Origin of the sequence: Nonomuraea sp. NPDC047897 (assembly GCF_043204415.1) — a bacterium.
GTDB lineage: Bacteria > Actinomycetota > Actinomycetes > Streptosporangiales > Streptosporangiaceae > Nonomuraea.
Genome location: NZ_JBIDCC010000006.1, coordinates 1 through 25,529, shown reverse-complemented (window position 1 = coordinate 25,529; position 25,529 = coordinate 1). Strand labels below are relative to the sequence as shown.

Genomic DNA, 25,529 nt, shown 5'->3' with positions numbered 1-25,529 from the left:
CGGCCGCGCCCCGGCAGGACGGCGCCCGGCCGAGGCGCCGCCTCCCTAGAGTTGCAGGATCTTGCGCAGGAAGCGGCCGGTGTGGCTGTCGTCTGCCAGGGCGATGTCCTCGGGGGTGCCCGCGGCGACCAGGGTGCCGCCGCGCGAGCCGCCCTCCGGGCCCATGTCGATGACCCAGTCGGCCGTCTTGATGACGTCGAGGTTGTGCTCGATGACGATCACGGTGTTGCCGCCGTCGACCAGCCGTCCGAGCACCCCGAGCAGCCGCCGGATGTCCTCGAAGTGCAGGCCGGTGGTGGGCTCGTCGAGGACGTAGATGGTGCGACCGGTCTGGCGCCGCTGCAGCTCGGAGGCGAGCTTGACGCGCTGCGCCTCGCCGCCGGACAGCGTGGTGGCCGGCTGCCCGAGGCGTACGTAGCCGAGGCCGACGTCGTGCAGCGTCTGCAGGTGGCGCCTGATGGCCGGGATCGCGTCGAAGAAGCCGAGCGCCTCCTCGATCGGCATGTCGAGGACCTCGGAGATCGTCTTGCCCTTGTAGTGGACCTCCAGCGTCTCGCGGTTGTAGCGGGCGCCGTGGCAGACCTCGCAGGGCACGTAGACGTCCGGCAGGAAGTTCATCTCGATCTTGATGGTGCCGTCGCCCGCGCACGCCTCGCACCGGCCGCCCTTGATGTTGAAGCTGAAGCGTCCCGGCTGGTAGCCGCGGACCTTCGCCTCCGTGGTGGCCGCGAACAGCTTGCGGACGTGGTCGAACACACCCGTGTAGGTGGCCGGGTTGGAGCGCGGGGTGCGACCGATCGGCGACTGGTCGACGTGCACGACCTTGTCGACCTGGTCCATGCCGTTGATCCGCGAGTGGCGGCCCGGAACCGTGCGGGCGCCGTGCAGCTCCTTGGCCAGGGCGGCGTAGAGGATGTCGTTGACGAGCGTCGACTTGCCGGACCCGGAGACGCCGGTGACGGCGGTGAACAGCCCCAGGGGGAACTCGATGTCCACGCCCTTGAGGTTGTGCTCGCGGGCGCCCTTGACGGTGATCTGCCGCTTGCGGTCACGCTTGCGCCGCTGGGCGGGGATCTGGATGCTGCGGCGCCCCGACAGGTACTGGCCGGTCAGCGACTCCTCGCTGGTGAGCAGGTCGTTGACCGTGCCGGAGACGACGACCTGGCCGCCGTGCTCGCCCGCGCCGGGTCCGATGTCGACCACCCAGTCGGCCGCGGCGATGGTGTCCTCGTCATGCTCGACGACGATCAGGGTGTTGCCCATGTCGCGCAGCCTGATGAGGGTGTCGAGCAGGCGCATGTTGTCGCGCTGGTGCAGGCCGATGGACGGCTCGTCGAGCACGTACAGCACGCCCACCAGGCCGGAGCCGATCTGGGTGGCCAGCCGGATGCGCTGCGCCTCTCCGCCGGCGAGGGTCCCGGCGGCCCGGTCCATGGTGAGGTAGTCGAGCCCGACGTCGAGCAGGAAGCCCATGCGGGCGTTGATCTCCTTGACGACCCGCTCGGCGATCTGCATGTCGCGGTCGGACAGCTTGAGCCCGGCCAGGAACGCGGCGCACTCGCCGATCGACAGGGACGACACCTCGGCGATCGACTTGCCGGCCACGGTCACGGCCATCGACACCGGCTTGAGCCGCGCCCCCTTGCAGGCCGGGCAGGGGATCTCGCGCATGTAGCCCTCGAACCGCTCGCGGGTCGAGTCGCTCTCGGCCTCGGCGTGCCTGCGCTGCACCCACGGGATGACGCCCTCGTAGGTGGTGTAGTAGGCGCGCTGCCTGCCGTAGCGGTTGCTGTAGCGGACGTGGACCTGCTCGTCGTGGCCGTACAGCAGCGACTTGTGCGCCTTCTTCGGCAGTTTCTCCCAGGGGGTGTCGGGGGTGAAGCCCATGGTGTGACCGAGCGCCTCGACCAGCCTGACGAAGTATTCGCTGGTGTGGCCGCCCGACCACGGGTGCAGGGCGCCGTCGCGGAGCGTGCGTTCGGGGTCGGGCACGACCAGGTCGGGGTCGACCTCCATCTTGGTGCCGAGACCGGTGCACTCGGGGCAGGCGCCGAACGGGGAGTTGAACGAGAACGAGCGCGGCTCCAGCTCCTCGAACGACAGGTCGTCGTAGGGGCAGTAGAGGTGCTCGGAGTAGAAGCGCTCGCGGCCCGGATCGCCTTCGGGCAGGTCGACGAACTCCAGGGTGATCGTGCCGCCGGACAGCTGCAGCGCCGTCTCGACCGAGTCGGTGAGGCGGCGCCTGGCCGACTCCTTGACCGAGAGCCGGTCGACGATGACCTCGATGTCGTGCTTCTCGTACTTCTTCAGCGTGGGCGGCTCCTCCAGCCGCACCACCGTGCCGTCGACCCTGGCCCGGGCGAAGCCCTTGGTCTGCAGCTCGCGGAACAGCTCGGCGTACTCACCCTTGCGGCCGCGCACGACGGGGGCGAGCACCTGGAAGCGGGTGCCCTCGTCGAGGTCCATGACCCGGTCGACGATCTGCTGGGGGGACTGCCTGGCGATCGGGCGGGCGCAGACCGGGCAGTGCGGCTTGCCGATGCGCGCCCACAGCAGCCGCAGGTAGTCGTAGACCTCCGTGATCGTGCCGACGGTCGAGCGGGGGTTCTTGCTGGTCGCCTTCTGGTCGATCGACACCGCGGGCGACAGGCCCTCGATGAAGTCGACGTCGGGCTTGTCCATCTGGCCGAGGAACTGGCGGGCGTAGGCCGACAGGGACTCGACATAGCGCCGCTGACCCTCGGCGAAGATGGTGTCGAAGGCCAGGCTCGACTTGCCCGAGCCGGACAGCCCGGTGAAGACGATCAGAGAGTCTCGCGGAAGGTCCAGGGAGACGTCTTTGAGATTGTGTTCGCGCGCACCACGCACGATCAGGCGGTCTGCCACAGCGATCCCGATGTCGAAGAAGGCGGATAGGTCCACGGGGATGGTAGACGGGGGCCCCGACAATTTCGGTGGGCCGTACTCCGCCCCCGAAAATCCGTCACTCCCAGATTACGGCCTCCGCCCGCGCGGGCAGCATGCCTTTGCCGCTAACCCGATGACCAGCTCTTTCATTCCCGCACGACCCCCCAGAGTGCACAGATGGTGAAATATCCGACATGACAGTTGTTCTTGCGCTCCGGGAGGAGCTGACCGCGGCCACCCGTGACCTGCTGGCCACCACCGCGGCCCTGTCCGACGAGGACGTCGCCGCGCCGTCCCGGCTGCCCGGCTGGACGCGGGGCCACGTCCTGGCCCACCTCGCACGGAACGCCGACAGCCTCGTCAACCTGTTGACCTGGGCCAGCACCGGCGTTCCCACCCCGCAGTACGCCTCCCCGGAGGCGCGCGAGGCCGGGATCGAGGCCGGCGCGGGCCGCTCCGCCGCCGAGCAGCTGGCCGACCTGGAGGCCGGCGCCGCCCGGCTGGACGCCGCCGCGCGGCCCCTGCCGGAGTCCGCGTGGAGCGCGCAGGTCGGCGGCCTGCGCCCGCCGACGCACCCCGCCTGGTACGTGCTGGTCAGGCGGCTGCGCGAGATCGGCATGCACCACGTCGACCTCGGCGCCGGGTACGGCCCGGACCGCTGGCCGGAGCGGTTCGTCCGCAGGGAACTGCACGACTGCCTGCGGACCTGGCCGTACGAGCAGAGCACGGTGAGCGGCATCCGGCTGCCGGACGGCACGGAGTGGAAGGACCTCGGCGACGGGCCGGTCGTGGCGGGCGGCGCCGCCGACGTGCTCGCCTGGCTCACGGGAAGATCGGCGGGCGAGGGGATTAGGGTGGTACAGGAGGGGCGGATGCCCGCCCCCGGCCAGGAGATGCGTGTCCCCGCGGCTCCGCCGTGGCTGACGAGGCTCTCTCCCGCCGATCTGCCCGCGACGCCCCCGGAGGACTACCCATGACGTACACAGGCGACGTCCAGGTCGGCGGCCCCGCCGACGTCCGCGAGCTGCCCAAGCTGACGATCTACAAGCTGGCCGTGGGACCGTACGACAACAACGCCTACCTGCTGCGCTGCGCCGAGACCGGAGACGGCGTGCTCATCGACGCCGCGGCGGAGGCCGACCGGCTGCTGGCGCTGATCTCCGACGAGCCGATCAGCTCGATCGTCACCACCCACCGCCACGGCGACCACTGGCAGGCGCTGGAGCAGGTGGCCAAGGTGACGGGGGCGCAGGTGCTCGCGCATCCGCTGGACGCGCCCGCGCTGCCCGTGCCGGTGGACCGGGAGGTGGAGCACGGCGACGGGATCGCGGTGGGCGTGGTGACCCTTGAGGTGATCCACCTGCGCGGCCACACCCCGGGCTCGATCGCCCTACTGTACGACGGCGGGGGCACCGATCAGCACCTGTTCACCGGTGACTCGCTGTTCCCGGGCGGGGTGGGCAACACCGAGCGCGACCCCGAGCGGTTCGAGCGGCTCTACACCGACGTGGTGGAGCGGGTCTTCGACCGGCTGCCCGACGAGACGTGGGTCTATCCCGGCCACGGCAAGGACACCACGCTGGGCGCCGAGCGCCCAGCGCTGCCGGACTGGAAGGCCCGCGGCTGGTGACGGCCCGGGGGCCACGCGGCATCCGTACGGCGGCCGCGCCTCCCGTGAGCCGTGCCGCCCGTGAGCCGTGCCTCCCGTCGCGGGCGCGGGAGGCACACGGTTCGCGGATCGTCGTGGAGGCGGGAATCCGCGCGGGGAGCCCGCTCAGCGGGCGGTGAGAACCTGGGCGATGCGCTGCGCCGCGAGCGCCGGGTCGTCGGCCAGGCCGACGACCTCGCCCCACGACCAGCGGTAGAACCATCCGTCCGACAGCGGCACGCAGTCGACCGTCTCGGCCAGCATCGCGTTGTCGGGGTCGCTGACCCGCAGCGACGGCGGGTAGGGGCGCAGCGTGGCGGTCAGACCGCGCTCCTCCAGCTCCGCGGCGAGTTTGCCGAGGTAGTAGGTGCGGGTGTGCTCGCGCGGAGTGCCTGCCATGGCTCCATCCAACCCGAAGACGGCGCGATGCCGGGTCAGTCGCCGATGATCCGCGCGGCTTCCTTGCGCTGCTCACGCTTGTAGAACAGCACGCGCAGCGGGATCGCCGCCACGAGCGCGATCTGCATGGTGGCGCCGATCTTGATGGGCAGGTCGCCGCCCTCGGGCCAGGCGACCCAGAAGGCGAGGAACGCCACGTTGACCATGATCCAGCCGAGGACGACGGCGGCGAGCTGCCCCTTCGGCTTGGGGTACTCGATCCGGCTGACCATCAGCCAGGCCACGCCCAGCACCGCCAGCAGCGCCGGCATGCTCGGCTCGAACAGCAGCACGATGGAGATCACGGTCATCGCGCCCATGGGGATGGGCAGGCCCATGAAGTCGCCGCTCTTGGTCTTGACGCAGGCGAACCTGGCCAGCCGGACGACGCCGCCGAGGAGGATCGCTGCGGCGGCGGCGAGCACGACGGGGAACGGGACCCTGTCGGTGAAACCACCCCAGATAACGATCATGAACGCGGGCGCGAAGCCGAAGCTGATCACGTCGGCGAGGTTGTCGAGCTCGGCCCCCATCGCCGAGGCGCGGAAGCGCCGCGCGACCAGGCCGTCGAACAGGTCGCAGGTGGCGCCGATGAGCAGCAGCACCACGGCGGTGGCGAAGTAGCTCGGCGCCGGCCTGAAGTCGCCGCCGTCCTGCAACGAACGGATCGCCGAGGAGGCCAGGACGCAGACCGCGAGGAACCCGCAGAGCGCGTTGCCCAGCGAGAGCGAGTCGGCGGCCGAGAGCCGGAAGGCCTTGCCGACCGGCCCCTGGGGTTCTTCCTCTTCCGCCTGCCAACTGCCGGCGTCAGCCGTGGTCAATTCTGGTCACCCCCGCAACCGTCTTCTCGCCCACGGTGACCGCGGGCGAGATGCCTTCGGGCAGGTAGATGTCGACCCGGGAGCCGAACCTGATCAGGCCGATCCGGTCGCCCTGCTCCACCTTGGACCCGTCGCTCAGGTAGGGCACGATCCTGCGCGCCACCGCGCCCGCGATCTGCACCATCTCGATGTCGCCGAGCGCGGTCTCGAAATGCCACACCACGCGTTCGTTCTGGTCACTGTCCTTGTTGAATGCCGGCAGGAAGCCACCTGCCACATGCTGCACGGAGGTGACATTTCCCGCAAGGGGGGCGCGGTTGACGTGGACGTTCAGCGGACTCATGAAGATCGCGACCCGGATGCGGCCGTCGGGCCAGGGGTCGATGCTCTGGACGACTCCGTCCGCCGGCGAGAGGACGCGCCCCTCGCCGATGGTCCGGTCGGGGTCGCGGAAGAACCAGAGCATGCCGCCGGTCAGAGCGCTCAGCGGCACCGCCGCGAGCGCCCATCGCCGGTCCCGGCGCGTCAGGAGCGCGGTGGCCGCCGTGGCGGCCACTGTCGGGAAGAGCCACGGGGACACCCCGCGTGCGAGCCGCATGCGGCTCGTCTTAGCAGAATCGTCTGACACGGACAACCTTAGGTGATGACTGGACTGGGCGCTTTGCCGTGTTCCGTTGCGGAATGAGCAACTATGACACGGCGCAACTACACAAGCAAAGCGCCTCGAAAGCCATTCAGCCAGCCCTCGTCGGGGTGCTCTCCTCGCTCTTGCGCGCGTCGACGCGGGCCTTCACCAGGCTGGCCACGGTCGTGATGACCATGGTGCCACCGATGATCGAGAGCGACAGCCAGATGGGTACTTCGGGCGCCCAGGAGACCCCGCTGCCATGCAAGGCCTCCGATATCAGCTTAACCCCGATGAACCCGAGGATGAACGCCAAACCATAACTGATGTAGACCAGACGCTGCAGAAGCCCGCCCAGCAGGAAGTAGAGCTGGCGCAGCCCCATCAGGGCGAACGCGTTGGCGGTGAAGACGATGAACGGGTCGGTGGTGAGACCGAAGATCGCGGGGATGGAGTCGAGCGCGAACAGCAGGTCGGTGGAGCCGATCGCGATCATCACGATCAGCATGGGGGTGACCATCCGCCTGCCGTCGATCTTCACGGTGATCTTGGAGCCGACGTAGGTCTCCGTGGTCGGGAACGCCTTGCGCACCCACCTGAGCAGGACGTTCTCGTTGAACTCCTCCTCCTCGCCCTTGACGTGCTGGCGGACGATGTTGATCGCCGTGTAGATGAGGAAGGCCCCGAAGACGTAGAACAGCCAGCTGAACCGCTCCAGCGCCGCGGCGCCGAGCGCGATGAAGATGCCCCGCATGACCAGGGCGAGCAGGATGCCGACCAGCAGCACCTTGTGCTGGTAGGCCTTCGGCACCGCGAACCTGCTCATGATGATGAAGAAGATGAACAGGTTGTCGACGCTGAGGCTGTATTCGGTGATGTAGCCGGCGAAGAACTCACCCGCCTTGCCGGCCCCCTCGGTGGCCCACAGCACCACACCGAAGATCACTGCCAGTGCGACGTAGAAAGTGACCCAGTAGCTGGCCTGCCGCATCGAGAACTCACGGGCCTCACCGCGGTCGACGATCCACAGATCGACGGCGAGGACCACCAACAGACCGCCGATCACGGCGAAATAGGCCCAGACAGGTACGCTCACGCCACACTACCTCCGGCATGCTGAAAAACGAGTGCCGGAGGTCTCTCCCGCCCGCGAGCACGCGGACCGGCAGCCCCGGGGGCCCCGTGGAGTGGGGCTACACCGTGATGACGAGGCTGCCGCGAAGGGATACTCCCCTCCCTTAACGGACGCAGTATACAGAACGCGTAAGGCCCCCCTCACCTTCCGTATGATCTTGGCTTTCCGTAGCCCGCCAGCACGTCCGCCACGGCGTCGGCCGCGTCCGGCAGCTCGGCACCGCGCCGCGCGGCCGCCTCGGCCATCCTCGCCGCCGCCCGCGGATCCTCGACCAGCTCCCGTACGGCGGAGCGCAGCGCGCCGGCGTCCCCGTACGGGACCAGCCTTCCGGCCCCGCCCAGCAGGTCGGGAATCCCGCCGACGGCGGTCGCGACGACGGGCCGGCCGGCCATGAGGGTCTCGCTGAGGCTGAGCGGCTGCCCCTCCCACCTGCTGGTCCACACCACGACGGTGGCGGCCGCCAGCAGGTCGGGCACGTCGTCCCGCTCGCCGAGCAGCATCACGGGCAGCGCCTCGGCGTCGATCCTGCGCTGCAGCGCCTCTCGCAGCGGCCCCTCCCCGGCCACCACGAACAGCGGCCGGCCCCTCCCGCTCGACTCCCCGGACGGCCCGGCGGAGGCTCCCGGTGTGACGGTCTCCCGGCCGCCGCCCGCCCAGGGCCCCCGGGCGGCGTCGAGAAGGTTCTCCAGACCCTTCTGCTGGGCGAGCCGCGCCACGGTCAGCACGATGGGCCGTTCCCCCGCCCCCAGGTCCGCGCGTACCTCCTCGGGCGTGCGCCGTGCCGGCCTGAGCGGGGGCGCGGGCACCACGGCGGGGCGCACGTCGCCCGCGCCGAGCCGTTCCATCCGCTCTCCCAGGTCGGGCGAGACGACCAGCACCCGGTCGGCCCGCCGCGCCACGATCCGCTCCAGCGTCCCGTACACGAGGCCGACGAACCCGCCCGCGGTGAGCGCGTTGTGCAGCGTCACCACGAGCGGCGCCCGGCCGCCCCGGGCCGGGAGCGCCGGTGCCGCCAGGGCCGCCAGTGCGCCGGCCCGCAGCCCGTGGGCGTGCACGGCATCGGCGTTCCTGGTCAGTCTTCTGAGGGCGAGCACGGCACGGGCGTCGTTGAGCGGGTGCGGCCGATCGGAGACAGGCACGGGCACGAACCGGGCGCCGGCGCCGGTGAAGGCGAACCGCTCCTCCACACTGGGCGGCCCCACGACGAGCACCTGGTGCCCCAGCTTGACGAGCCCCTCGGTGAGCATCCGCACGTGCCGGCCCGTGCCGCCGGACGTGGTGCCCAGGACGAATGCCACCCGCACTGTCGTTCCTCTCTCGCAGGATCCCGCCACCATCTGTCACGCCACCCTCGTACCGGCGACCGCCCGGACCGCCACGTCGGCGATCCGGGCGGCGGGGTCACTCGCCGGCCCCGCCCGTCTTCCTTCCCCGCGCGAGCCGGCCGGCCACGGCCCTGGCGTCGTCCCGGTCGACCAGGGCCACGGCGAGCCCCCCGGCCGCCAGCGCCGCGAGCGCCGTCGGCACGACCGCCCCGGCGTTGGCCAGGATGCCCCGCGCGTCGAGCGCCGCGACCACGGCGGCCCCGGCGAGGTAGCCGGCGGCCCCGCCCACGACGGCCGCCGCCACGGCCCGCCCCAGGCCCGCCGCGGCGGACCGGCCCCTGGCCCGCACGACGAAGGCCAGCAGCAGCGCGCCTCCGGCGGTCATCCCCGCGGTCATGCCGAGCGCCAACCCCGCGATCTTCCAGTCGTCGGGCAGCACCAGCACGAACACCGTCTGACCGGCCATCACCACCACCCACCCGGTGACCGTGCCGATGGACGCGGCCCGGCCATGACCGGCCGCGTACAGCACCCGGCTCAGGTGCGCGATCAGCCCGTAGCCGATCAACCCCGGCGCGAACAGCATGATGGTCCGCGCCAACTGGTCGGGAGGCACCTTGGTGTCGGTGCCGAGGAACACCACGGCCCCCGGCTCGGCGGCGGCTGCCAGGACACCCGCGGCCAGCCCGGACACGAGCACGACGGCCCGCGTCGCGCCTGCCGCCAGTCGGGCGAAGGCGGCCGCCTCACCGGCCTGCGCCTGCGCCGACAGCCCGGGGAACGCGCTGGTGGCGATCGGTACGGCGAGCACGGCGTAGGGGACGAGGTAGATGGCCCACGCGTAGTTGTAGACCGCGATGGCGCCGCTGCCGACGGCCTGGTTGGACAGCAGGAGCACCACGATCATGGCCGCCTGCTGGGCGAGCAGCGCGGCCACCCCGGCCAGGGCGAGCCGGCGCACCTGCGGGGCGACGCCCGGCGGGAAGCGCAGGGTGGGCCGCCAGCGTAGGCCGAGCCCGGCCACGGGACCGGCCACCGTGAGCACCAGGGCAAGCACGCCGAGGCTGGTGCCCACGGACAGCGCCAGCTCGGCGGCCCTCGGCACGTCCGCCGGGTCGGTCTCGTTCCCGCTGAGCGGGACGAACACCAGGTAGGCCACGATGACCAGGATGCTGGAGACCAGCGGCGCCAGGGCGGGCCCGGCGAAGCGCCGGTGCGCCTGGAGCAGGCCGTACAGCACGACCGCGACACCGTACAGCGGAATCTGGGGGGCGAAGACGACCAGCATGCGGGTGGCGACGGCATGCACGGATCCGGTCTCGCAGCCGGCCACGCCGTCGTGGAAGAACAGCCCCATGACGGGCCCGGCGAGCAGGGCGACCAGCGCGCCGAGCGGCACCAGTACGACGAGCACCCACGTCAGCAGCGCCGAGCTGATCGACTCGACGCGCCGCCGCGCCGCCGGCGAGCCGTCGGGTGCCCGCATCCCGCCGTCGAAAGACGAGACCGCGCCGCCGGAAGACGAGACCGCTCCGTCGGTGGCGGCGCTCGCGGCGGCCGCTCCGGCGAGGACGGGGACGACCATGCCGGACAGCGCGCCGCCGACCACGACCTCGAAGACGATGTTGGGGATCTGGTTGGCCGTGAAGTAGGCGGTGGCGAGGCAGTCGGTGCCGACGGTCTGGGCGAAGGCGTACTGCTTGGCGAAGCCGGTGACGCGCGCCAGGATCGTGATCGCGCCGATGAGCATCGCCCCGCCCGCGACGCCCCGCGCGAGCCTGGCCGTCACCACGTCGGCTCACCACCGGCCTCGTGCCCACCGTCCCGGCCGCCCGGCGTCCGCGCCGAGCCGGGCCGCCGCCCCCGTTCCCCGATCACGGGAACATCCTGGCAGGCCGCACCGACATGCGCGCGCCCGGGAACGGTCGCTGAGGTCACACGGGGTCGACCGGGCGGCGGCCGAGCATGTCGAGGTGGTTGAGGACGCGGTTGCCCGCGATGACCCTGGTGAAGCTGATCTTCTCGGAGGCCGCGGTCAGCGCGGCGACGGTGCCGAGCAGCGCGAGCCTGCCGGGACGGCCGAGCCGGGTCACGGCGGCGAGCCCGAGGAGGGCGCCGAGGGCGTTGGCTCCGGCGTCGCCGAGCATGGCGCGTTCGCCGAGGTCGTCGGGCAGCAGCGCGGCGGCGGCGCCGAGGGGCGCGGCGGCCAGCGCGGCGGCGACCGGCCGCTCACGCAGCAGCGAGGCGGCCAGGAGCGGCCCGCCGGTGAGCAGCCCGACCTTGATGGCCCGGCCGGGCCGCAGGTCGAAAAGGTTGGCGAGGTTGGCTGCGCCCGCGATGGCCGCGCCGTTGACGAGAGTGTCGGCGGGCCCGTCGGAGACGAGCGCGGCGGCGCCGAGCCCGGTGGCGCCGATGCCGAGGATCTTCACGGCGCCGCTGGTGACCTCACCGCGGGCGAGCGCGCTCAGGTGACCTTTGAAGCCCTTGGACGCGGTGGTGCCGTAGAGGTCGTCGTAAGCGCCGAACGCCCCGCTGCCGCCGCCGGCCAGCAGCGCAGCAGCCCGTACGCGGCCGGGAAGACCGGGGGCGAGTGCGACGGCGGCGGCGGAGCCGGCGACGAAGGCGGGGCCCTCCAGGAGGGTGAGCGGCTCGCCGCGGTGGTTCTTGCGGGTCCAGCGGTCGCCGGGGTCGAGCGGCCTGGCCCTGGTGAGGGCGGTGTAGGCGGCGCGGGCGGCGACGGCGCCGATGGCGGCGCCGGCGAGCGCGGACAACAGGCCTCGGGCCATGGTCAGCTCCCTGCCTCGGAGGGGGTCGGGGTCGCCGCGGTGGGCGGCGCGGGGGTGAACGCCGAGACGCCGGGGCCGATGCCGTACTGGCCGGCGCGCCCGCTCACCTGCTCACGCAGAGCGTAGACGGTCACGACGCGGCCCGCGGGGATATCGGGGGTGTCGACGGTGGAGACGCGCTTGGCGGTGTCGCCGTCGTCGCGCACGGCGCTGATCAGGCCACCGGCGGCGGCCGCCGTGGCGGCGCTCCCGGTGACCACGGTGCCCTTGCCCTGGGCGTCGAGCGCGGCGGCGAGGGAGACCAGGGCTTCGGCCTGGGTGTCGGCGTTGCCGCCGGTGAACGGCTTCTCGGGGGCGAACAGCACCGCGAGCGTGGCCCGTTTGCCCGGCTCGCCCTCGACGCTCAGCAGGTCGCCGGCCTCGAAGCCTTCGAGCACGCCCGGGGTGGTCGCGTTGGCGGTGCCGGCCTGCGCGGCGTCGGTGGTCATGAGGGTGGCGGCGAGCAGGGCGCCGGCCCTGTCGTAGGCGGTCGCGGTCGGGGCGAAGGCCATGCCCTCGGGCTTGAGCTGGGTGGCCAGCCCGTCGATCACGCCGGTGCTCTTGGGGTCGAGGAAGCTCTCGGCCAGCGTCACCCGCCCGGCGATAGCCGCGCCCGCCTGGAGGAGCACCTGGTGCTGGGCCTCCCGGTAGGCGGTGCTGGAGCCGGGGGCCTCGACGATGAGGACGCGCTCGCCGTTCAGCTCGTTCTCGACCAGCTTCTGCGTCAGGGCGGTGACGAACTCGTTGTTGCCGCCCTCCTTGCTGCGCAGCGCGTCGAGGTCGGCGGTGAGCCCGTCGTTGGCCTTGGCCATCAGCTCGTTGGTCCTCTTGACGGTCTCGATCGCGGGCTCCTGGAGCAGGGTGGTGCCCAGGACGATGCCCACGGCCAGCGCCAGGAAGATCGCGACGATGGAGACGAGGTGATAGCGGAAATCGATCACGAGAAGAGTCCGACCAGCCAGAAGATGAACGCGTTCCAGACGACTTGCAGGCCGTTCAGCCAGCCGCGGCCGATCGGCGACAGGAAGATCGCTACGCCCATGGTGGTCAGGGCGGTGATCACGAGCAGGAGCAGTTGCGAGGTGGAGATGCGGCTGCGGTAGAGCCGGCTCACCCCTTTGGCGTCGACGAGCTTGCTGCCGACGCGCAGCCGGGTGAGGAAGGTGCTGGCCATGCCGGAGCGGCCCTTGTCGAGGAACTCCTCCAGCGTGCCGTGGGTGCCGACGGCGACGATCAGCTCGGCGCCCTTGTCGTCGGCGAGCAGCATCGCGATGTCCTCGCTGGTGCCGGTGGCGGGGAAGATGACGGCTTCGCGGCCGAGCTGGTGGACGCGCTCCAGGCCGGGCGCCCTGCCGTCGCGGTAGGCGTGCACCACGAGCTCGGCGCCGCAGGTGAGGGCCTTGGTGGAGACGGAGTCGAAGTCGCCCACGATCACGTCGGGCAGGTAGCCGGCCTCCAGCAGCGCGTCGGCCCCTCCGTCGACGCCGATGAGCACCGGGCGGTATTCGCGGATGTAGGGGCGGAGGGTGGCGATGTCCTCCTTGTAGTGGTAGCCGCGCACGACGATGAGGACATGGCGGCCCTCCAGGGGGGTGCGGATCTCGGGGACGCCGACGCCGTCGATGAGCAGCTTGCCCTCGCCGCGCACGTATTCCATGGTGTTGACGGCGAACGCCTCGATCTGCACCGCCAGCCCGGCCCTGGCCTCCGCCATCGCCGCCTCGACGGCCTCCAGGGTCTGCGCCTCGCCCTTGCCCGCCGGCTCGTCGTCGAGGTAGACGATGCCTTCGTGCAGGCGGACGACGTCGCCGTCCTTGACCCGCTCGAACAGCTCCGGGGTGGCGTTGTCCACGAACGGGACTCCGCCCTCCAGAATAATCTGGGGCCCCAGGTTGGGGTAGCGGCCGCTGATACCGGCCGCGACGTTCACCACGGCCGCCGCACCGCACGCGACAAGCGCCTCCGCGCTGACCCGGTCGACGTCGACGTGGTCGATAATCGCTATCTCGCCGGGCTGGAGGCGCTTGGTAAGCCTCTTCGTCCGCCGATCGATTCTCGCCACTGCCGTGACACCGGGAAGGTCGTCGACCTTCCTGCCGCGGAGGCCCGGCATCCTGCTCCCCGGAACCTTCATCATGAACATCCTGCCAGAGGGAAACAGCTGAGCGGCCACGCATCGCGGGGCGTGTCCGCTATGTCACTCAGCTCATCCGTCCGGCCCGTCACCCACGTCACTCGGTCCTGCCCCGCCACCTCGCGCGAGCACCTCGGTCAGCGGTCGGCGGCGGCGAGGTCCAGCAACTCCTCGGCGTGGGCTCTGCCCAGCTCGGAGTCCTCCATGCCGGCCAGCATGCGCGACAGCTCGCGCACCCTACCCTCATGGTCGAGCGTGACGACACCGCTGCGCACGACGCTGCCGTCACTGGTCTTCTCCACCACCAGGTGCTGGTCGGCGAAGGCGGCCACCTGCGGCAGATGGGTGACGACGATGACCTGGGCGGTGCGGGCCAGCCGGGCCAGCCTGCGCCCGATCTCCACCGCGGCCTTGCCGCCGACCCCCGCGTCGACCTCGTCGAACACGAACGTGGGCACCGGATCGGCCCCCGCGAAGACCACCTCGATGGCGAGCATGACGCGGCTGAGCTCGCCGCCGGAGGCGCCCTTGTTGAGCGGCAGCGGCGGCGCGGCGGGGTGGGCGGCCATCCGCAGCTCCACCTCGTCGACGCCCTCCGGCCCGAAGTCGGCCGACCGGGTGAGCTGGACGACCACGCGGGCGTGCGGCATGGCCAGGGCGGTCAGCTCCTCGGTGACGGCCCGGCCGAACCGCTCGGCGGCTGCCTGACGCACCCTGGTCAGCTCGGCGGCCAGCTCGGTGAGCCGGCCGGTCAGCTCCTCGTGCTCGCGGGCCAGCTCGTCGATGCGCTCGTCGTCGCCCTCCAGCTCGGCCAGCCGGGCGGCCGAGCTCTGGGCCCAGGCCAGCACGGCCGAGCTGTCCTCACCGTACTTGCGGATCAGGCCGGACAGCAGCGCCCGCCGCTCCTGCACGGCGGCCAGCCGGGCCGGGTCGGCCTCGACGGACTCGGCGTAGGCGGCGAGATCGGTGGCGACGTCGGCGATCAGGTAGCCCGCCTCGGCGAGCCGGTCGGCCATCCCGGCCAGCTCGGCGTCGAAGTCGCGCACCGCGTCGACGGCCGCGCGCGCCTCGCCGAGCAGGGAGATCACGTCGCGCGAGCCGTCGGCCGTCTGCATGGGGTCGCCGAGCAGCGCGGCGTGGGCACTGGTGGCGGCGCCGCGCAGCGCGTCGGCGTGCGAGAGCCGCTCCTCCTCGCCGCGCAGCTCGACGTCCTCGCCGGGCTTGGGGTCGACCTTCTCGATCTCCTCCAGGCCGAACCTCAGCAGGTCGGCCTCCTGGGCCCGCTCGCGCGCCCGGGTGGTCAGCTCCTCCAGCAGCGCGGCGACCTGCTTGTGCCGTTTGTACGCCTGGGTGTAGGCCCGCAGCGGCTTGACGAGGTCGTTTCCGGCGTAGCGGTCGAGCGCGGCGCGCTGCCTGGCCGGCTGGAGCAGCCGCTGCTGGTCCATCTGCCCGTGCACGGCGACCAGGTCGTCGGCCAGGTAGGTCAGGGTGCCGACGGGCACGGTGCGCCCGCCGAGCCAGGCCCGGGAGCGGCCCTCGGCCGAGACGGTGCGGGAGATGATCAGCTCGCCCTCGTCGACCTCGCCGCCGATGTCCTCCACCTGCTGGGCGACGCGCCCGCCCGGCTCGATGACGAGCGTGCCCTCGACCGTGGCCCGGTCGGCGCCGGGCCGGATGCGCGACGGATCGGCCCGGCCGCCGAACAGCAGCCCGAGGCCGGTGACGACCATCGTCTTGCCGGCGCCGGTCTCACCGGTGACCACGTTGAAGCCCGGCGAAAGCTCGAGGACGGCCTCATCGATGACGCCGAGCCCCTGGATGCGGACCTCCTCGACCCTGGGTCGCAACTGCCCACTCCCGTCGCTCCGAACACCTGTGCGCATGTGATCCTACGCGCCTGCCAGCCCATTGACTCAGGGACGCACCCGTCCACGCCAGCCCTGAACGGGTAGTTCGAACTTGGCGACCAACCTGTCGGTGAACGGCGCGCCGGTGCTCTCCACACCGTGCAGCCGCGCCAGCCGGACCGGCTCGGAGCCGCGGCGGACCTCGACGCGCGAGCCGGACGGCAGGTCGAACCGCCGCCGCCCGTCGCACCACAGCACCCCGCCGGGCGTGTCGGGCAGGATCTCGACGGCCATGGCCGAACGCGGCGAGACGACGAGCGGCCGGGCGAACAGCGCGTGCGCGCTGATCGGCACCAGGAGCAGGGCCTCCACCTCGGGCCAGACGACCGGGCCGCCGGCGGAGAAGGCGTAGGCCGTCGAACCTGTGGGCGTGGCGCAGATGACGCCGTCGCAGCCCCAGCGCGACAGAGGCCGGCCGTCGATCTCGGCCACGACCTCCAGCATGCGGTCCCGCTTTTCCACCGACACCTCGTTCAGCGCCCAGGTGTCGGCGATGACCTGGCCGTTCTGCCGGGCGAGCACGTCGATCGTCATGCGTTCCTCGACGTCGTAACGGCCTTCGACCACGCCGTCGACGGCCGAGGCGAGGTCGGCCACCTCGGCCTCGGCCAGGAAGCCGACGTGGCCGAGGTTGACGCCGAGCAGCGGCGTGCCGGTGGGCCGGGCCAGCTCCGCCGAGCGCAGCAGCGAGCCGTCGCCGCCGAGCACGATGAGGACCTCGGCGTCCTTGGCGGCGCTCGGGTCGCCGGGCACGACCTCGACGCCCGCGCAGCCGATCTCGGGGGCCTCCGTGTCGAGCACCCGGACGGTCAAGCCGGCGTCGACCAGACGGGTGATGACGAGGCGGGCGCTTTCGACCGCCGCCTCACGTCCTGTGTGCGCGGTGACCAGGACTGTGCGGTCCCCCCGGCTCGTACGGTTCATTGCGGCCCTTCCGCGACGGCGCGCTCGATCTCCGCCTCCAGGTCGGCGAGGGGCGGCGCGCCTTCTCCCTTGCCCAGCCAGAGGAGGTACTCGACGTTGCCGGAGGGGCCGGGCAGCGGGCTGGCGGTGACGCCGCGCACGGCCAGGCCCAGCTCCCCGGCGCGTCCGGCAACGTCGCGCACGGCCCGCGTCCGCAACTGCGGATCGCGCACCACGCCGCCCGCGCCGACGAGGTCCTTGCCGACCTCGAACTGCGGCTTGACCAGCAGCACGAAGTCGGCCCGCGCGGCGGCCACCGAGGCCAGGGCGGGCAGCACGAGCCGCAGCGAGATGAACGAGAGGTCGCCGACGATCAGCGTCGGCGCCTCGCCGACCATGTCCGGGGTCAGGTCGCGCACGTTGACGCGCTCCATGACGGTCACCCGCTCGTCGGTGCGCAGCGACCAGGCGAGCTGGCCGTAGCCGACGTCCACCGCCAGCACGTGGCCGGCGCCGTGGCGCAGCAGCACGTCGGTGAACCCGCCGGTCGAGGCGCCCGCGTCGAGGCAGCGCCGCCCCTCGACGGACAGGCCGCCGAACGCGCTGATCGCCCCGAGCAGCTTGTGCGCGCCGCGCGAGACGTAGTCGGGCCCGTCGGCGGACTCGGCGACGACGATGGCCGAGGCCGTGTCGACCTGGGTGGCCGGTTTGCCCGCCCGCTGTCCGCCCACGGTGACCCGGCCGGCCTCGATGAGCTGGCTCGCCTGCTCGCGCGAGCGGGCCAGGCCCCGGCGCACCATCTCGCTGTCCAGGCGTAGCCGGCGACTCACTGGTCGTCCACGGCGGCGAGCGTGGTCTCGAGCCCGGCGAACGCCTCCTCGAACACCCCCACGTGCTCACTCACCGGCAGCCCGGCCAGGCGGCCGAGGCCGGTGAGCACCGCGTCGACCCGGTCGTCTCCGGTCTGCTCAGGCAGCGCACTCATGACACGACGGTAACGCCTCACGCGAGCGCCCGGCACCTCGGCGGGTGTGTCACGCGTTGAGGGGGCATACGGGGTGCCGCGGATGTGGAACGCTACGTCCCCGGACAAGGCCCAGAAAGGATGCGCACCATGGCAAGCGTCGAGGAGTGCCGGGCGGCACTGGCCAAGCTCGTCGCCCAGTTCCACGAGATCGACGAGGAGGACCGGGCCAAGCACGTGGTGGAGCGCACGCTGAGCTGCCGTGTCTCCGACCTCGGCGTGACCTACTACGGCCGGTTGCACCATGACGGGCTCGACCCGTTCGCCGAGGACCCTCCGGCCGGCGGCCGGGCGGCGGACGTGCGGCTGACGATCGTGAGCGACGACCTGATCGCACTGGTCGACGGGGAGCTCGACCTGGCGCGCGCGCTGCTCGGCGGCCGGGTGAAGGTCGAGGCCAGCTTCGGCGACCTGTTGCGCCTGCGCCGCCTGCTCTGACGGTGGTTGACCCGTCCACTCCCAAGATATTTGATGCTCGCGCTAACCATCTGGCGATGGGCGGGCGCATGGGTCACATCATCGAGACCTCCTGGGCCTAGCCGACGCGGTCGAGCACCTGCTTGACCGCGTCCTCCTCGACGCGTCCCCGCCCGGCCCGGCTCCAGGCCGCCTCGCACGCTGCCCGCAGCCCGTCGATCCGGCTGCCGTCGCCCTCAAGACGCAGGACGTCGTCCGCCCATCGGGCCCGCCAGCCGCCGCACACCCCTTCACGCACCTCCGGGTACGGTTCGAGCAGCGCGGACAGCCCGTCCGCGACATAGGTGGGCCGGTGCTGCGGAGCGGCCGTGAGAAGGTCGAGCGGTGTGGCCACCCCGGTGAGCACCACGATGCTGTCCACGCCCGCGTTCGTCGCCCCCTCGATGTCGGTGTCCAACCGGTCCCCCACGACCAGCGGCCGACGCGCTCCGGTGCGGATCATCGACTCGCGGTGCAGCGGCGGGTCCGGTTTGCCCGCGTACACCGGCTCCACCCCCGTCGCGGCGGCGATCACCCGTACCATCGACCCGTTCCCCGGCAGCACGCCACGGCCGGTCGGCATGGTGCTGTCCCCGTTGGACGCCACGAACAGCGCCCCCTGCCGCACCGCCAACGCCCCCTCGGCCAGCAGCCCGTACGACAGGCCGGGCGCTATCCCCTGCACCACGGCCGCGGGCGCCTCCAACGCCGTGCTGACCGGCCTGAGCCCCCGGTCCCGTACGGCGAGCCGTAGTCCGGACCCGCCGACGACCAGCACGTTCGAGCCCGGCGGAACCCGTTCCGACACCACCCGGGCGGCGGCCTGGGCGGACGTCACGACATCGGCAGCGCGCGCGGCCACCCCCAGCTCCCGCAGGTGCGCGGCGATCGCCGCCGGAGTCCGCGAGGCGTTGTTGGTCACGTACGCCAGCCGGGCGCCTCTCCCTCGGACCGCCTCCAACGCCTCGGGCGCCCCCGGCACCGCGTGCCTGCCCAGGTAAACGACCCCGTCGAGGTCGAGCAGCAGGGTGTCGTAGCCGTCGATCAGCACGTGGCCCCTTCTCGTCGCACTCTCACGCCTCGTCGCACTCTCACGCCTGAGCGACTCTAACGCCGCCCAGCACCCTCACCGACAGCCAGCCCTCCTCGCGGAGGGTTCAGCCTGCAACCGGCTGCGCACAGCGCCCCATCCGACGCTCTCGGCCAGCCGCGTGGGCCCCCGAGGAGCGGCCGCCCGGGTGCCGAGGCGCGAGTTCCGCCGACGCCCGAGGCCGCCACCCGACACCCGGAAACACCGCCCACCCGGGAACCGCCCGACACCTGGAAACACCGCCCACCCGGGAACCGCCCGACACCCAGGTACACCGCCCAGCCCACCCGGGAACGCCACCCGACACCCGAGGACGCCCCCCGACACCCGGGAAGGCCGCCCAGGAGCGCCCACCGAACGCCCAGAGACGCCCGCCAACGCCCGCCGCCTCCCGCCCCGCCGTACGGCCGCGCCAGCCCTCTGAGCTTCAGCCCTACCTCGACATCTCTCTCCGGGCCCGCAAGGTAGCCCGTACGCTCTTCAACGCGGACACATAGTTACGCTCATCGGGACGCATGGCCACGGCGATCGCCAGTGGCTCCTGCGCACCCTCGACATCTCCCGTCCGCCACAGCGCCAGCCCGAGCCCGAAGTGGGCATAGTCCTCAGCGGGGTTGGCATCGACGATCTGCCGGAAGCTCTCCGCCGCCTCCGCGTACTGCCGGGAGTTGAACTGGGCCCGGGCCAGCGCCTCGCGGATGCTCCGCGAGTCCGGCTCGGCCGAGGCGGCACGTTCGAGCAGCGCGGCCGCAGCCGCCGGACTGCCCTCTTGCAGCAACTTCACGCCGCGCTGGTACCAGTCGTATACGTAGCCCTCGGGGGCACCATGGGAATCATCGTGGGGATTCGTTCCTTGGACCATGCGTGAGGTCTCCTTCATCGGCAGACGACGGATCCGCTCGGTTCGCCGCGTCACCGGGCGCGGCTGGGGCGTTGGGGCGACTTCCAGAAGACTCGGGCCTTTATGGGAGCATGCCCGGTATGGGCACTCCTGAACTGCCGGTACCGGATGGGCTGGTGCTACGGCCCTTCCGCGGCGTCCGCTTCGTCGTCGACGATCCAGCCAAGGTGACGTCTCCGCCCTACGACCTGATCTCCGACGGCGATGTCCGTGCGCTCCTTGACTCCCATCCCAACAACGTCGTACGGCTCATCCTTCCCTGCACGCCGCCCGAGCCCGCGTCCGCGGACCAAGCGGGTCCGCCCCCGACACCGGCGGCCGGGCCGGCGCCCGCCGCCACCCCGCGCCGCGCCTCGCCAACCGCCCACCCCACCGGCGAGCTGCACGCCCCGGAACCTCATGATCACTCGGACCCCGCGCAGAAGTACGGCCCCGCCCGGGACACCCTGCGCGCCTGGATGTCCTCAGGTGTCCTCGAACGGGATGAACGCCCGGCCCTGTATGCCTACGAGCAGAGCGGTCCCGGTGTCCTGCAACGCGGCCTCATCGGCGACGTGGGCCTGGCAGACCCGGCGCAGGGCGTCATCCTCCCCCACGAGGACGTCTTCCCCGGCCCCGTCGCCGACCGTCTGGCGCTGATGAGCACCACCCAGGCCAATCTCGAACCCATCTTCCTCCTCTACGGCGGCGATCACGGCGCAGCGACCCGCCTCGTGGAAGAGGTGGCCACCACCCGTCCTCCCCTGGTCCACGCCCGCACGGACGACGGCCTGACCCACCGCCTGTGGGCGATCACCGACCAGGCCGAGATCGACGCCGTCAACGCCGACCTGCGTCCCCGGCAGGCCCTCATCGCCGACGGCCATCACCGGTACGCGACCTACCGCATCCTCCAGCGCCAGGAACACGCCTCCCGCTCGACGTCGACCTCACCGGCCGGCACCCCGGCGGGACCGTGGGACTTCGGGCTCGCCTTGCTCGTGGACTCCACCGCGTACCCACCGGACCTCAAGGCCATCCACCGCGTCATCCCCGGGCTGCCGCTGGGTGAGGCCGCGGCCAGGGCGAAGGGGTCATGGCAGGTCCACGACCATCCCACGCTCGCCGACGGCCTGGCCGCGCTGGACGCCGCCGCGGAGCCCGCTTTCCTGCTGGCGGGCGAGGGCGGCAGCCATCTGCTCACCGACCCCGATCCAGTGCAACTGGCCCACGCCATGCCGGCCGACCGCTCCGACCGCTGGAACTCGCTCAACACCTCCATCCTGACCTGCTTCGTCCTGCCCAAAGTGTGGGGCATGCAGGACGACGAGCACGCCGTGCGCATCGTGCATCACGACGCTCAGGCCGCCACCGACCTGGCCATCCGATCCGGTGGCACGGCGGTGATCCTGAAGCCGCTCGCCGTCGAGGACGTGCTGGCCGTGGCGGCGGCCGGGGAACGGGTCCCCCGGAAGTCGACCTCCTTCGGCCCCAAGCCCCGGACGGGCCTGCTCCTGCGCACGTTCGCCACCGGGTGAGGGGATACGCCGTCACCGTGGGGCACGCCCGGGGGCCGAAGCTCCCAGCACACGCCTCTGGTCGGCATGCAGAGCCCGCCGTCCCTGCCAGCCGGGGTGCCTGCGCCGCGGCATGCCTCGCCCTCTCCGGCTCCGGCGCGACCTGAACCGGGTGCACGCGATCCGACGCGCTGGGCGACGCAGGCTGCCGGTCGTATGCGGACGAGTGCTGGGGCGGGCCCAGTGGGATGACATGCCCCACGACGCAGATGGCGGCGTCTCGTCACCCCACCCCGGCGAGTGCAGCCACCGGACGAGGCGGGGAAGGCTGCGGAGGTTTCCCCGGATCCGCGTGCCGCGTCGGATCCGCCTCGATGGGTCTGGCCGAGAGGACCTCCACCTCATAGCGCCAGACCTTCGCGGTGGACGGCCCATAGATGCGGCATCGGAACGCGCCCGTGACCTCCAGCAGCGCAGGCGGCCGCAGGCTCCGGACCAGTTCGGCCGTCTCCGGATCGAACGTGACGCAGGGGATGCTGTCGGTCAGGGTGCCGCCCCGCCTGTGACGGCGGCGTCGGCGCACCACCAGGCGCCATCTCGTCAGGGTGTCGCCGCTCGGCAACGTCTTGTCCTCGGCTGCCCCGGACAGCCTTCCCACCAGAACGACCTCGTTGCGGTCCACTGCCGCCTCCCATCGATGCTCAGGTGGAGATCACTATCTACGATGAAGGGGAGACCGGATCGGCCCGAACGCCGTTCTGGGGATAGCGGACACGGCTCTTGGAGCGCCTGTGGACAACATCACCGCCCTTGGCGGCGACGTCTATGAGATTGACACCAAAATGGCCGGCTACACCGGCATCACGGCCGGCTACCTGATCCTGGGCGACCGCCCCTGCCTGGTGGAGACGGGCACGTCCACGTCGGCGCCTGTGGTGCGCGACGCCCTCGCCTCGCTCGGCGTGGGCCCGCAGGACCTCGCGACGGTGGTGGTCACGCACATCCACCTCGACCATGCCGGAGGGGTAGGCGACATCGCCACGTTCTTCCCTTCCGCCCAGATCGTCGTGCACGAGAAGGGCGCCCGGCACCTGGCGGATCCGTCGCGGCTGATGGCCAGCGCCCGTATGGTGTGGGGCGACAAGCTGGACACGCTGTTCGGCGAGCTGTCGCCGACCGAGGCCGAACGCATCGTCGCGCTGGGCGACACCGGCTCCATCGACCTGGGCAACGGCAGAACCCTCAGCAGCCACTACTCACCCGGACACGCCAAGCACCACGTCGGGCTGGTCGACTCGGGCACCGGCGACCTGTACGTGGGCGACGCCGCCGGCGTCTACCTCCCCGAGACCGGTGACCTGCGGCCCGCCACACCGCCACCCGACTTCGACCTGCAGACGGCGCTCAACTCGATCGCGCTCTTCGAGGCGCTGGGACCGCAGCGGTTGCTGTTCAGCCACTACGGCCCCGTGAACGCGGTCCAGGAGACGCTCGAACGGTCCGCCGAGGAACTGCGCGTCTGGGTGGACCTGACCCGGCAGGCACACGCCGAAGGCCTGGATCTCGATCATGCGGTGGCCATGGTTCGGGACCGTACGAAGGAGCGCTACAGCGCGCTCAAGGACGGCGACGAGACGGCAGAACAATTCGAACTGCTGAGCGGCGCACCGTCGAACGTCGCCGGCATCCTCCACTGGCTCGACCGCGTCTCGCCGTAGCGGCGACGGAGGGACGGCCGTCAGCGGCGGTCGGCTCCCCCGTCCACCGCGCCGCCCCGACCACGCCGCGCCTTCCCCGGGACCGCTCTCGACGGGCCGTTCCGCACGGCAACCCCTGACACGAACGAGCCGCCGTACATCCCTGATGGGAGGTACGGCGGCTCATCAGCGCGGAGGCCTCAGGACGTCAGTCGTCGCGCTTGGGCCTGTCCGCGGTCGCCGCGTCTCCGGGCTCGTCCAGGATGTCGCCGAAGTTCGGCTCGATGAAGGACGGGTTGATGTCCGGGGCCGCTTCCGCCGGCTGCGCTTTGGACGTGTCCTCGCCGATCGCCGAAGCGCCCTCGACCGGCTTCTCATCTGCGAGCGTACCCGGAACTCCAGAAGTGGACGGCTTCGAGGCGCCCTTCTCGGCGGTCAGGACATCGTCACGTGTGCCGCGCCCCTGGGCCCGTCGGTCGTCCTCGGCGTCGTCAGAGCCGTCGTCCTCGGCGTCGTCCTTCAGATCGCCGGTTGCCACCACGTCCTCAGCGTCGTCCTCAAGGACAGACTCCGTCTCGTCCGCGATGTCGGCGCCCCTGAGGTCACCCGCGTCGGTCTCATCACCGGGCTGCGCCCCAGCGTCGGCGTCCTCGGTGTCGTCAGCGGCGTCGGCGTCGGCGTCGGCGTCGGCGTCGGCGTCGGCGAGAAGATCGTCGGCCTCGGCCAACCCCGCCTCGTCCTCGATCCGCTCCTCCTCCTCGTCCGCCTGGTCGACCACCTCGCCCGGCTCGCCGTCGAAGTCCTCTTCGAGGTCCTCGATGACGGCGCCGGTCAGTTCGGCGTAGCGCTCGGCCGCGTCGGTCTCACCCTCCTCGTCGAACGCCATCGCCCTCGCGAACCAGTCGGTCGCCGCCTCCTGATGGCCTGCGTCGGCCAGCGCGTCAGCGTAGGCGAACGCGAGCCGCGCCGACCAGGGCTTCGGCTCCGGGTCACGGAGCTCGGGAAGGCGCTGGAGGGTGATGACCGCGGCGTCGTGCTGGTTGAGGTCACGACGGGCGCCGGACTCCACGATGGCCAGCTCGACGCGCTCGGCCCTGTCGAGACGCTCTGCCTCGGGCGAACGTACCAGGTCAAGGGCGCGTTCGGGTCGGCCGAGACCACGCTCGCAGTCTGCCATGACAGGCAGATAGGCGTCAGAACCGGTCATCCGCCTAGCGGCCCGCAGATCGCTGAGCGCCTCGGAGTAGTGACCGGCACGGTAGGCGACGATGCCGGCCGCCTCGCGAACGACACCTATCCGAGCCGCGAACCTCCGCGCCACGTTGGTGTGCTCGTGCGCCCGGTCCGGATCGTCGTCCTCGAGGGCGCGCTCTGCCGCGACGAGGTGCCTGCCCACCAGCTCGGCCAGGTCGCCGGGAAGGGACCGCAGTTCGTCGCGCACCTCCTTGTCGAGCTCGTCCGCGGTGATGTCGGGCGCGACGTCGGGCAACCTCTCACGCTGCGGCGCCTCATCCCGGTCCGGCCTGCCGTAGCGAGCCCGCGATCCGCCGGCCGATTGCTCGTCACGGTCGCGCGAAAAGGGCCTGGCGCGGTCGCCCCGGTAACCACCCTCTCGCTGGGAGCCTCGTTCGTCCCGGTATCCGCCTTCGCGACGAGGGCCACGGTCGTCCCCGTAGCCGCCCTCGCGACGTGGACCACGATCATCACGAAAGCCGCCCTCACGGCGAGGGCCGCGATCATCCCGGTAGGCGCCGCCCTCGCGACGCGGACCACGATCGTCACGGAACCCAGGCCTGGACCCGCGGTCGTCGCGAGGGCCGCCCTCACGACGGGGACCACGGTCATCGCGGTCACGGAACGGACGCCGGTCATCGTCACGACGCGGCCCGCGGTCATCGCGGTCGCGGAACCCGCCCGGCCGACGATCCTGGAACCCGCCCTCACGACGCGGACCACGGTCACCCCCGACCCCGCCTTCGCGACGAGGGCCACGGTCATCCCGGTAGCCGCCCTCGCGACGCGGACCCCGATCATCACGAAAGCCGCCCTCGCGGCGATCCTGGAACCCGCCTTCCCCACGCGGGCCACGATCATCACGCTCGCGGTACGGACGCCGGTCGTCGTCACGACGCGGGCCGCGATCATCACGGAAGTCACGACGGGGGCCACGGTCATCACGATCGCGGAACCCGCCCGG

General features: G+C 71.9%; 23 protein-coding genes and 1 pseudogene. 6 read left to right on the top strand and 18 right to left on the bottom strand.

The annotated features are described in order from the left end of the window. Window positions 1-45 precede the first annotated feature (45 nt). On the bottom strand, window positions 46-2,886 hold the full coding sequence (gene uvrA, locus ACGF0J_RS15000) for an excinuclease ABC subunit UvrA (RefSeq protein ID WP_393146595.1): 2,841 nt from the start codon (window positions 2,884-2,886) through the stop codon (window positions 46-48). A gap of 215 nt (window positions 2,887-3,101) precedes the next feature. Here uvrA and ACGF0J_RS14995 point away from each other — a divergent pair, with 215 nt between their 5' ends. Together ACGF0J_RS14995 and ACGF0J_RS14990 are read left to right on the top strand one after the other, a co-directional pair. Then, entirely contained in the window at window positions 3,102-3,884 is a 783-nt protein-coding gene (locus tag ACGF0J_RS14995; RefSeq protein WP_393145902.1) for a maleylpyruvate isomerase family mycothiol-dependent enzyme, read from the top strand. Then, window positions 3,881-4,537 carry an MBL fold metallo-hydrolase gene (locus ACGF0J_RS14990; RefSeq protein WP_393145900.1) on the top strand — a complete coding sequence of 219 codons (657 nt, stop codon included), beginning with the start codon at window positions 3,881-3,883 and terminating at the stop codon, window positions 4,535-4,537. Before ACGF0J_RS14995 ends, ACGF0J_RS14990 begins: the two co-directional genes overlap by 4 nt. Window positions 4,538-4,681: 144 nt before the next feature. Here the strand turns inward: ACGF0J_RS14990 and ACGF0J_RS14985 are convergent, their stop codons facing one another. The 13 genes from ACGF0J_RS14985 to ACGF0J_RS14925 all read right to left on the bottom strand — a co-directional run bounded on the left by ACGF0J_RS14985 (window position 4,682) and on the right by ACGF0J_RS14925 (window position 17,653). Beyond that, a complete protein-coding gene (locus ACGF0J_RS14985; protein ID WP_393145899.1) occupies window positions 4,682-4,954 on the bottom strand; it encodes a hypothetical protein in 273 nt (90 codons plus the stop codon). Window positions 4,955-4,989: 35 nt separating this feature from the next. After that, entirely contained in the window at window positions 4,990-5,814 is an 825-nt protein-coding gene (gene pssA / locus ACGF0J_RS14980; RefSeq protein ID WP_393145897.1) for a CDP-diacylglycerol--serine O-phosphatidyltransferase, read from the bottom strand. Further along, complete coding sequence (locus ACGF0J_RS14975; RefSeq protein WP_393145895.1) at window positions 5,801-6,412, bottom strand: phosphatidylserine decarboxylase; 612 nt, start codon at window positions 6,410-6,412, stop codon at window positions 5,801-5,803. Before ACGF0J_RS14975 ends, pssA begins: the two co-directional genes overlap by 14 nt. 136 nt (window positions 6,413-6,548) lie before the next feature. Further along, window positions 6,549-7,535, bottom strand: a complete 987-nt coding sequence (locus tag ACGF0J_RS14970) for a TerC family protein (RefSeq protein WP_393145893.1) — start codon at window positions 7,533-7,535, stop codon at window positions 6,549-6,551. 179 nt (window positions 7,536-7,714) lie between these two features. Further along, window positions 7,715-8,872, bottom strand: a complete 1,158-nt coding sequence (locus ACGF0J_RS14965; protein WP_393145891.1) for a glycosyltransferase family 4 protein — start codon at window positions 8,870-8,872, stop codon at window positions 7,715-7,717. A gap of 103 nt (window positions 8,873-8,975) precedes the next feature. Further along, a complete protein-coding gene (gene murJ, locus ACGF0J_RS14960) occupies window positions 8,976-10,691 on the bottom strand; it encodes a murein biosynthesis integral membrane protein MurJ (RefSeq protein WP_393145889.1) in 1,716 nt (571 codons plus the stop codon). 142 nt (window positions 10,692-10,833) lie between these two features. Then, window positions 10,834-11,685 (bottom strand): hypothetical protein, encoded by an 852-nt coding sequence (locus ACGF0J_RS14955; protein WP_393145887.1) that lies wholly within the window; start codon window positions 11,683-11,685, stop codon window positions 10,834-10,836. 2 nt (window positions 11,686-11,687) lie between these two features. Next, window positions 11,688-12,665: a copper transporter gene (locus ACGF0J_RS14950; RefSeq protein WP_393145885.1), complete on the bottom strand. Its 978-nt coding sequence runs from the start codon at window positions 12,663-12,665 to the stop codon at window positions 11,688-11,690. After that, window positions 12,662-13,858: a putative cytokinetic ring protein SteA gene (steA, locus tag ACGF0J_RS14945; protein ID WP_393146593.1), complete on the bottom strand. Its 1,197-nt coding sequence runs from the start codon at window positions 13,856-13,858 to the stop codon at window positions 12,662-12,664. Before steA ends, ACGF0J_RS14950 begins: the two co-directional genes overlap by 4 nt. Window positions 13,859-13,995: 137 nt before the next feature. Then, on the bottom strand, window positions 13,996-15,741 hold the full coding sequence (recN, locus tag ACGF0J_RS14940; RefSeq protein ID WP_393145883.1) for a DNA repair protein RecN: 1,746 nt from the start codon (window positions 15,739-15,741) through the stop codon (window positions 13,996-13,998). A 30-nt stretch (window positions 15,742-15,771) separates the two neighbouring features. After that, window positions 15,772-16,689 carry an NAD kinase gene (locus tag ACGF0J_RS14935; protein ID WP_393145881.1) on the bottom strand — a complete coding sequence of 306 codons (918 nt, stop codon included), beginning with the start codon at window positions 16,687-16,689 and terminating at the stop codon, window positions 15,772-15,774. After that, a complete protein-coding gene (locus ACGF0J_RS14930) occupies window positions 16,686-17,498 on the bottom strand; it encodes a TlyA family RNA methyltransferase (protein ID WP_393145879.1) in 813 nt (270 codons plus the stop codon). Before ACGF0J_RS14930 ends, ACGF0J_RS14935 begins: the two co-directional genes overlap by 4 nt. Continuing rightward, on the bottom strand, window positions 17,495-17,653 hold the full coding sequence (locus ACGF0J_RS14925; protein WP_393145877.1) for a hypothetical protein: 159 nt from the start codon (window positions 17,651-17,653) through the stop codon (window positions 17,495-17,497). The genes ACGF0J_RS14930 and ACGF0J_RS14925 overlap by 4 nt, the downstream gene beginning before the upstream one ends. Before the next feature lie 129 nt (window positions 17,654-17,782). Between ACGF0J_RS14925 and ACGF0J_RS14920 the strand changes: the two genes are divergently transcribed. Continuing rightward, the gene (locus ACGF0J_RS14920) at window positions 17,783-18,130 is read left to right on the top strand and encodes an SCP2 sterol-binding domain-containing protein (RefSeq protein ID WP_393145875.1); all 348 of its coding nucleotides are present in this window, start codon (window positions 17,783-17,785) and stop codon (window positions 18,128-18,130) included. Between the two features lie 97 nt (window positions 18,131-18,227). Here ACGF0J_RS14920 and ACGF0J_RS14915 read toward each other — a convergent pair whose 3' ends face one another. Both ACGF0J_RS14915 and ACGF0J_RS14910 read right to left on the bottom strand, forming a co-directional pair. Continuing rightward, window positions 18,228-19,199 (bottom strand): HAD-IIA family hydrolase, encoded by a 972-nt coding sequence (locus ACGF0J_RS14915; RefSeq protein ID WP_393145873.1) that lies wholly within the window; start codon window positions 19,197-19,199, stop codon window positions 18,228-18,230. Between the two features lie 472 nt (window positions 19,200-19,671). Next, window positions 19,672-20,100, bottom strand: coding sequence for a tetratricopeptide repeat protein (locus ACGF0J_RS14910; protein ID WP_393145871.1), 429 nt, complete (start codon window positions 20,098-20,100; stop codon window positions 19,672-19,674). A gap of 119 nt (window positions 20,101-20,219) precedes the next feature. On the opposite strand from ACGF0J_RS14910, the gene ACGF0J_RS14905 reads away from it, so the two are divergent. After that, window positions 20,220-21,656 (top strand): DUF1015 family protein, encoded by a 1,437-nt coding sequence (locus ACGF0J_RS14905; protein ID WP_393145869.1) that lies wholly within the window; start codon window positions 20,220-20,222, stop codon window positions 21,654-21,656. 262 nt (window positions 21,657-21,918) lie between these two features. Here the strand turns inward: ACGF0J_RS14905 and ACGF0J_RS14900 are convergent, their stop codons facing one another. Continuing rightward, on the bottom strand, window positions 21,919-22,317 hold the full coding sequence (locus ACGF0J_RS14900; protein ID WP_393145867.1) for a single-stranded DNA-binding protein: 399 nt from the start codon (window positions 22,315-22,317) through the stop codon (window positions 21,919-21,921). 109 nt (window positions 22,318-22,426) lie between these two features. On the opposite strand from ACGF0J_RS14900, the gene ACGF0J_RS14895 reads away from it, so the two are divergent. Continuing rightward, a complete protein-coding gene (locus tag ACGF0J_RS14895) occupies window positions 22,427-23,353 on the top strand; it encodes an MBL fold metallo-hydrolase (RefSeq protein ID WP_393145865.1) in 927 nt (308 codons plus the stop codon). A 187-nt stretch (window positions 23,354-23,540) separates the two neighbouring features. Here ACGF0J_RS14895 and ACGF0J_RS14890 read toward each other — a convergent pair whose 3' ends face one another. Further along, window positions 23,541-24,821 (bottom strand): hypothetical protein, encoded by a 1,281-nt coding sequence (locus ACGF0J_RS14890; RefSeq protein WP_393145863.1) that lies wholly within the window; start codon window positions 24,819-24,821, stop codon window positions 23,541-23,543. 66 nt (window positions 24,822-24,887) lie between these two features. On the opposite strand from ACGF0J_RS14890, the pseudogene ACGF0J_RS14885 reads away from it, so the two are divergent. Then, window positions 24,888-25,529: pseudogene (locus ACGF0J_RS14885) on the top strand (hypothetical protein); the annotation flags it as partial.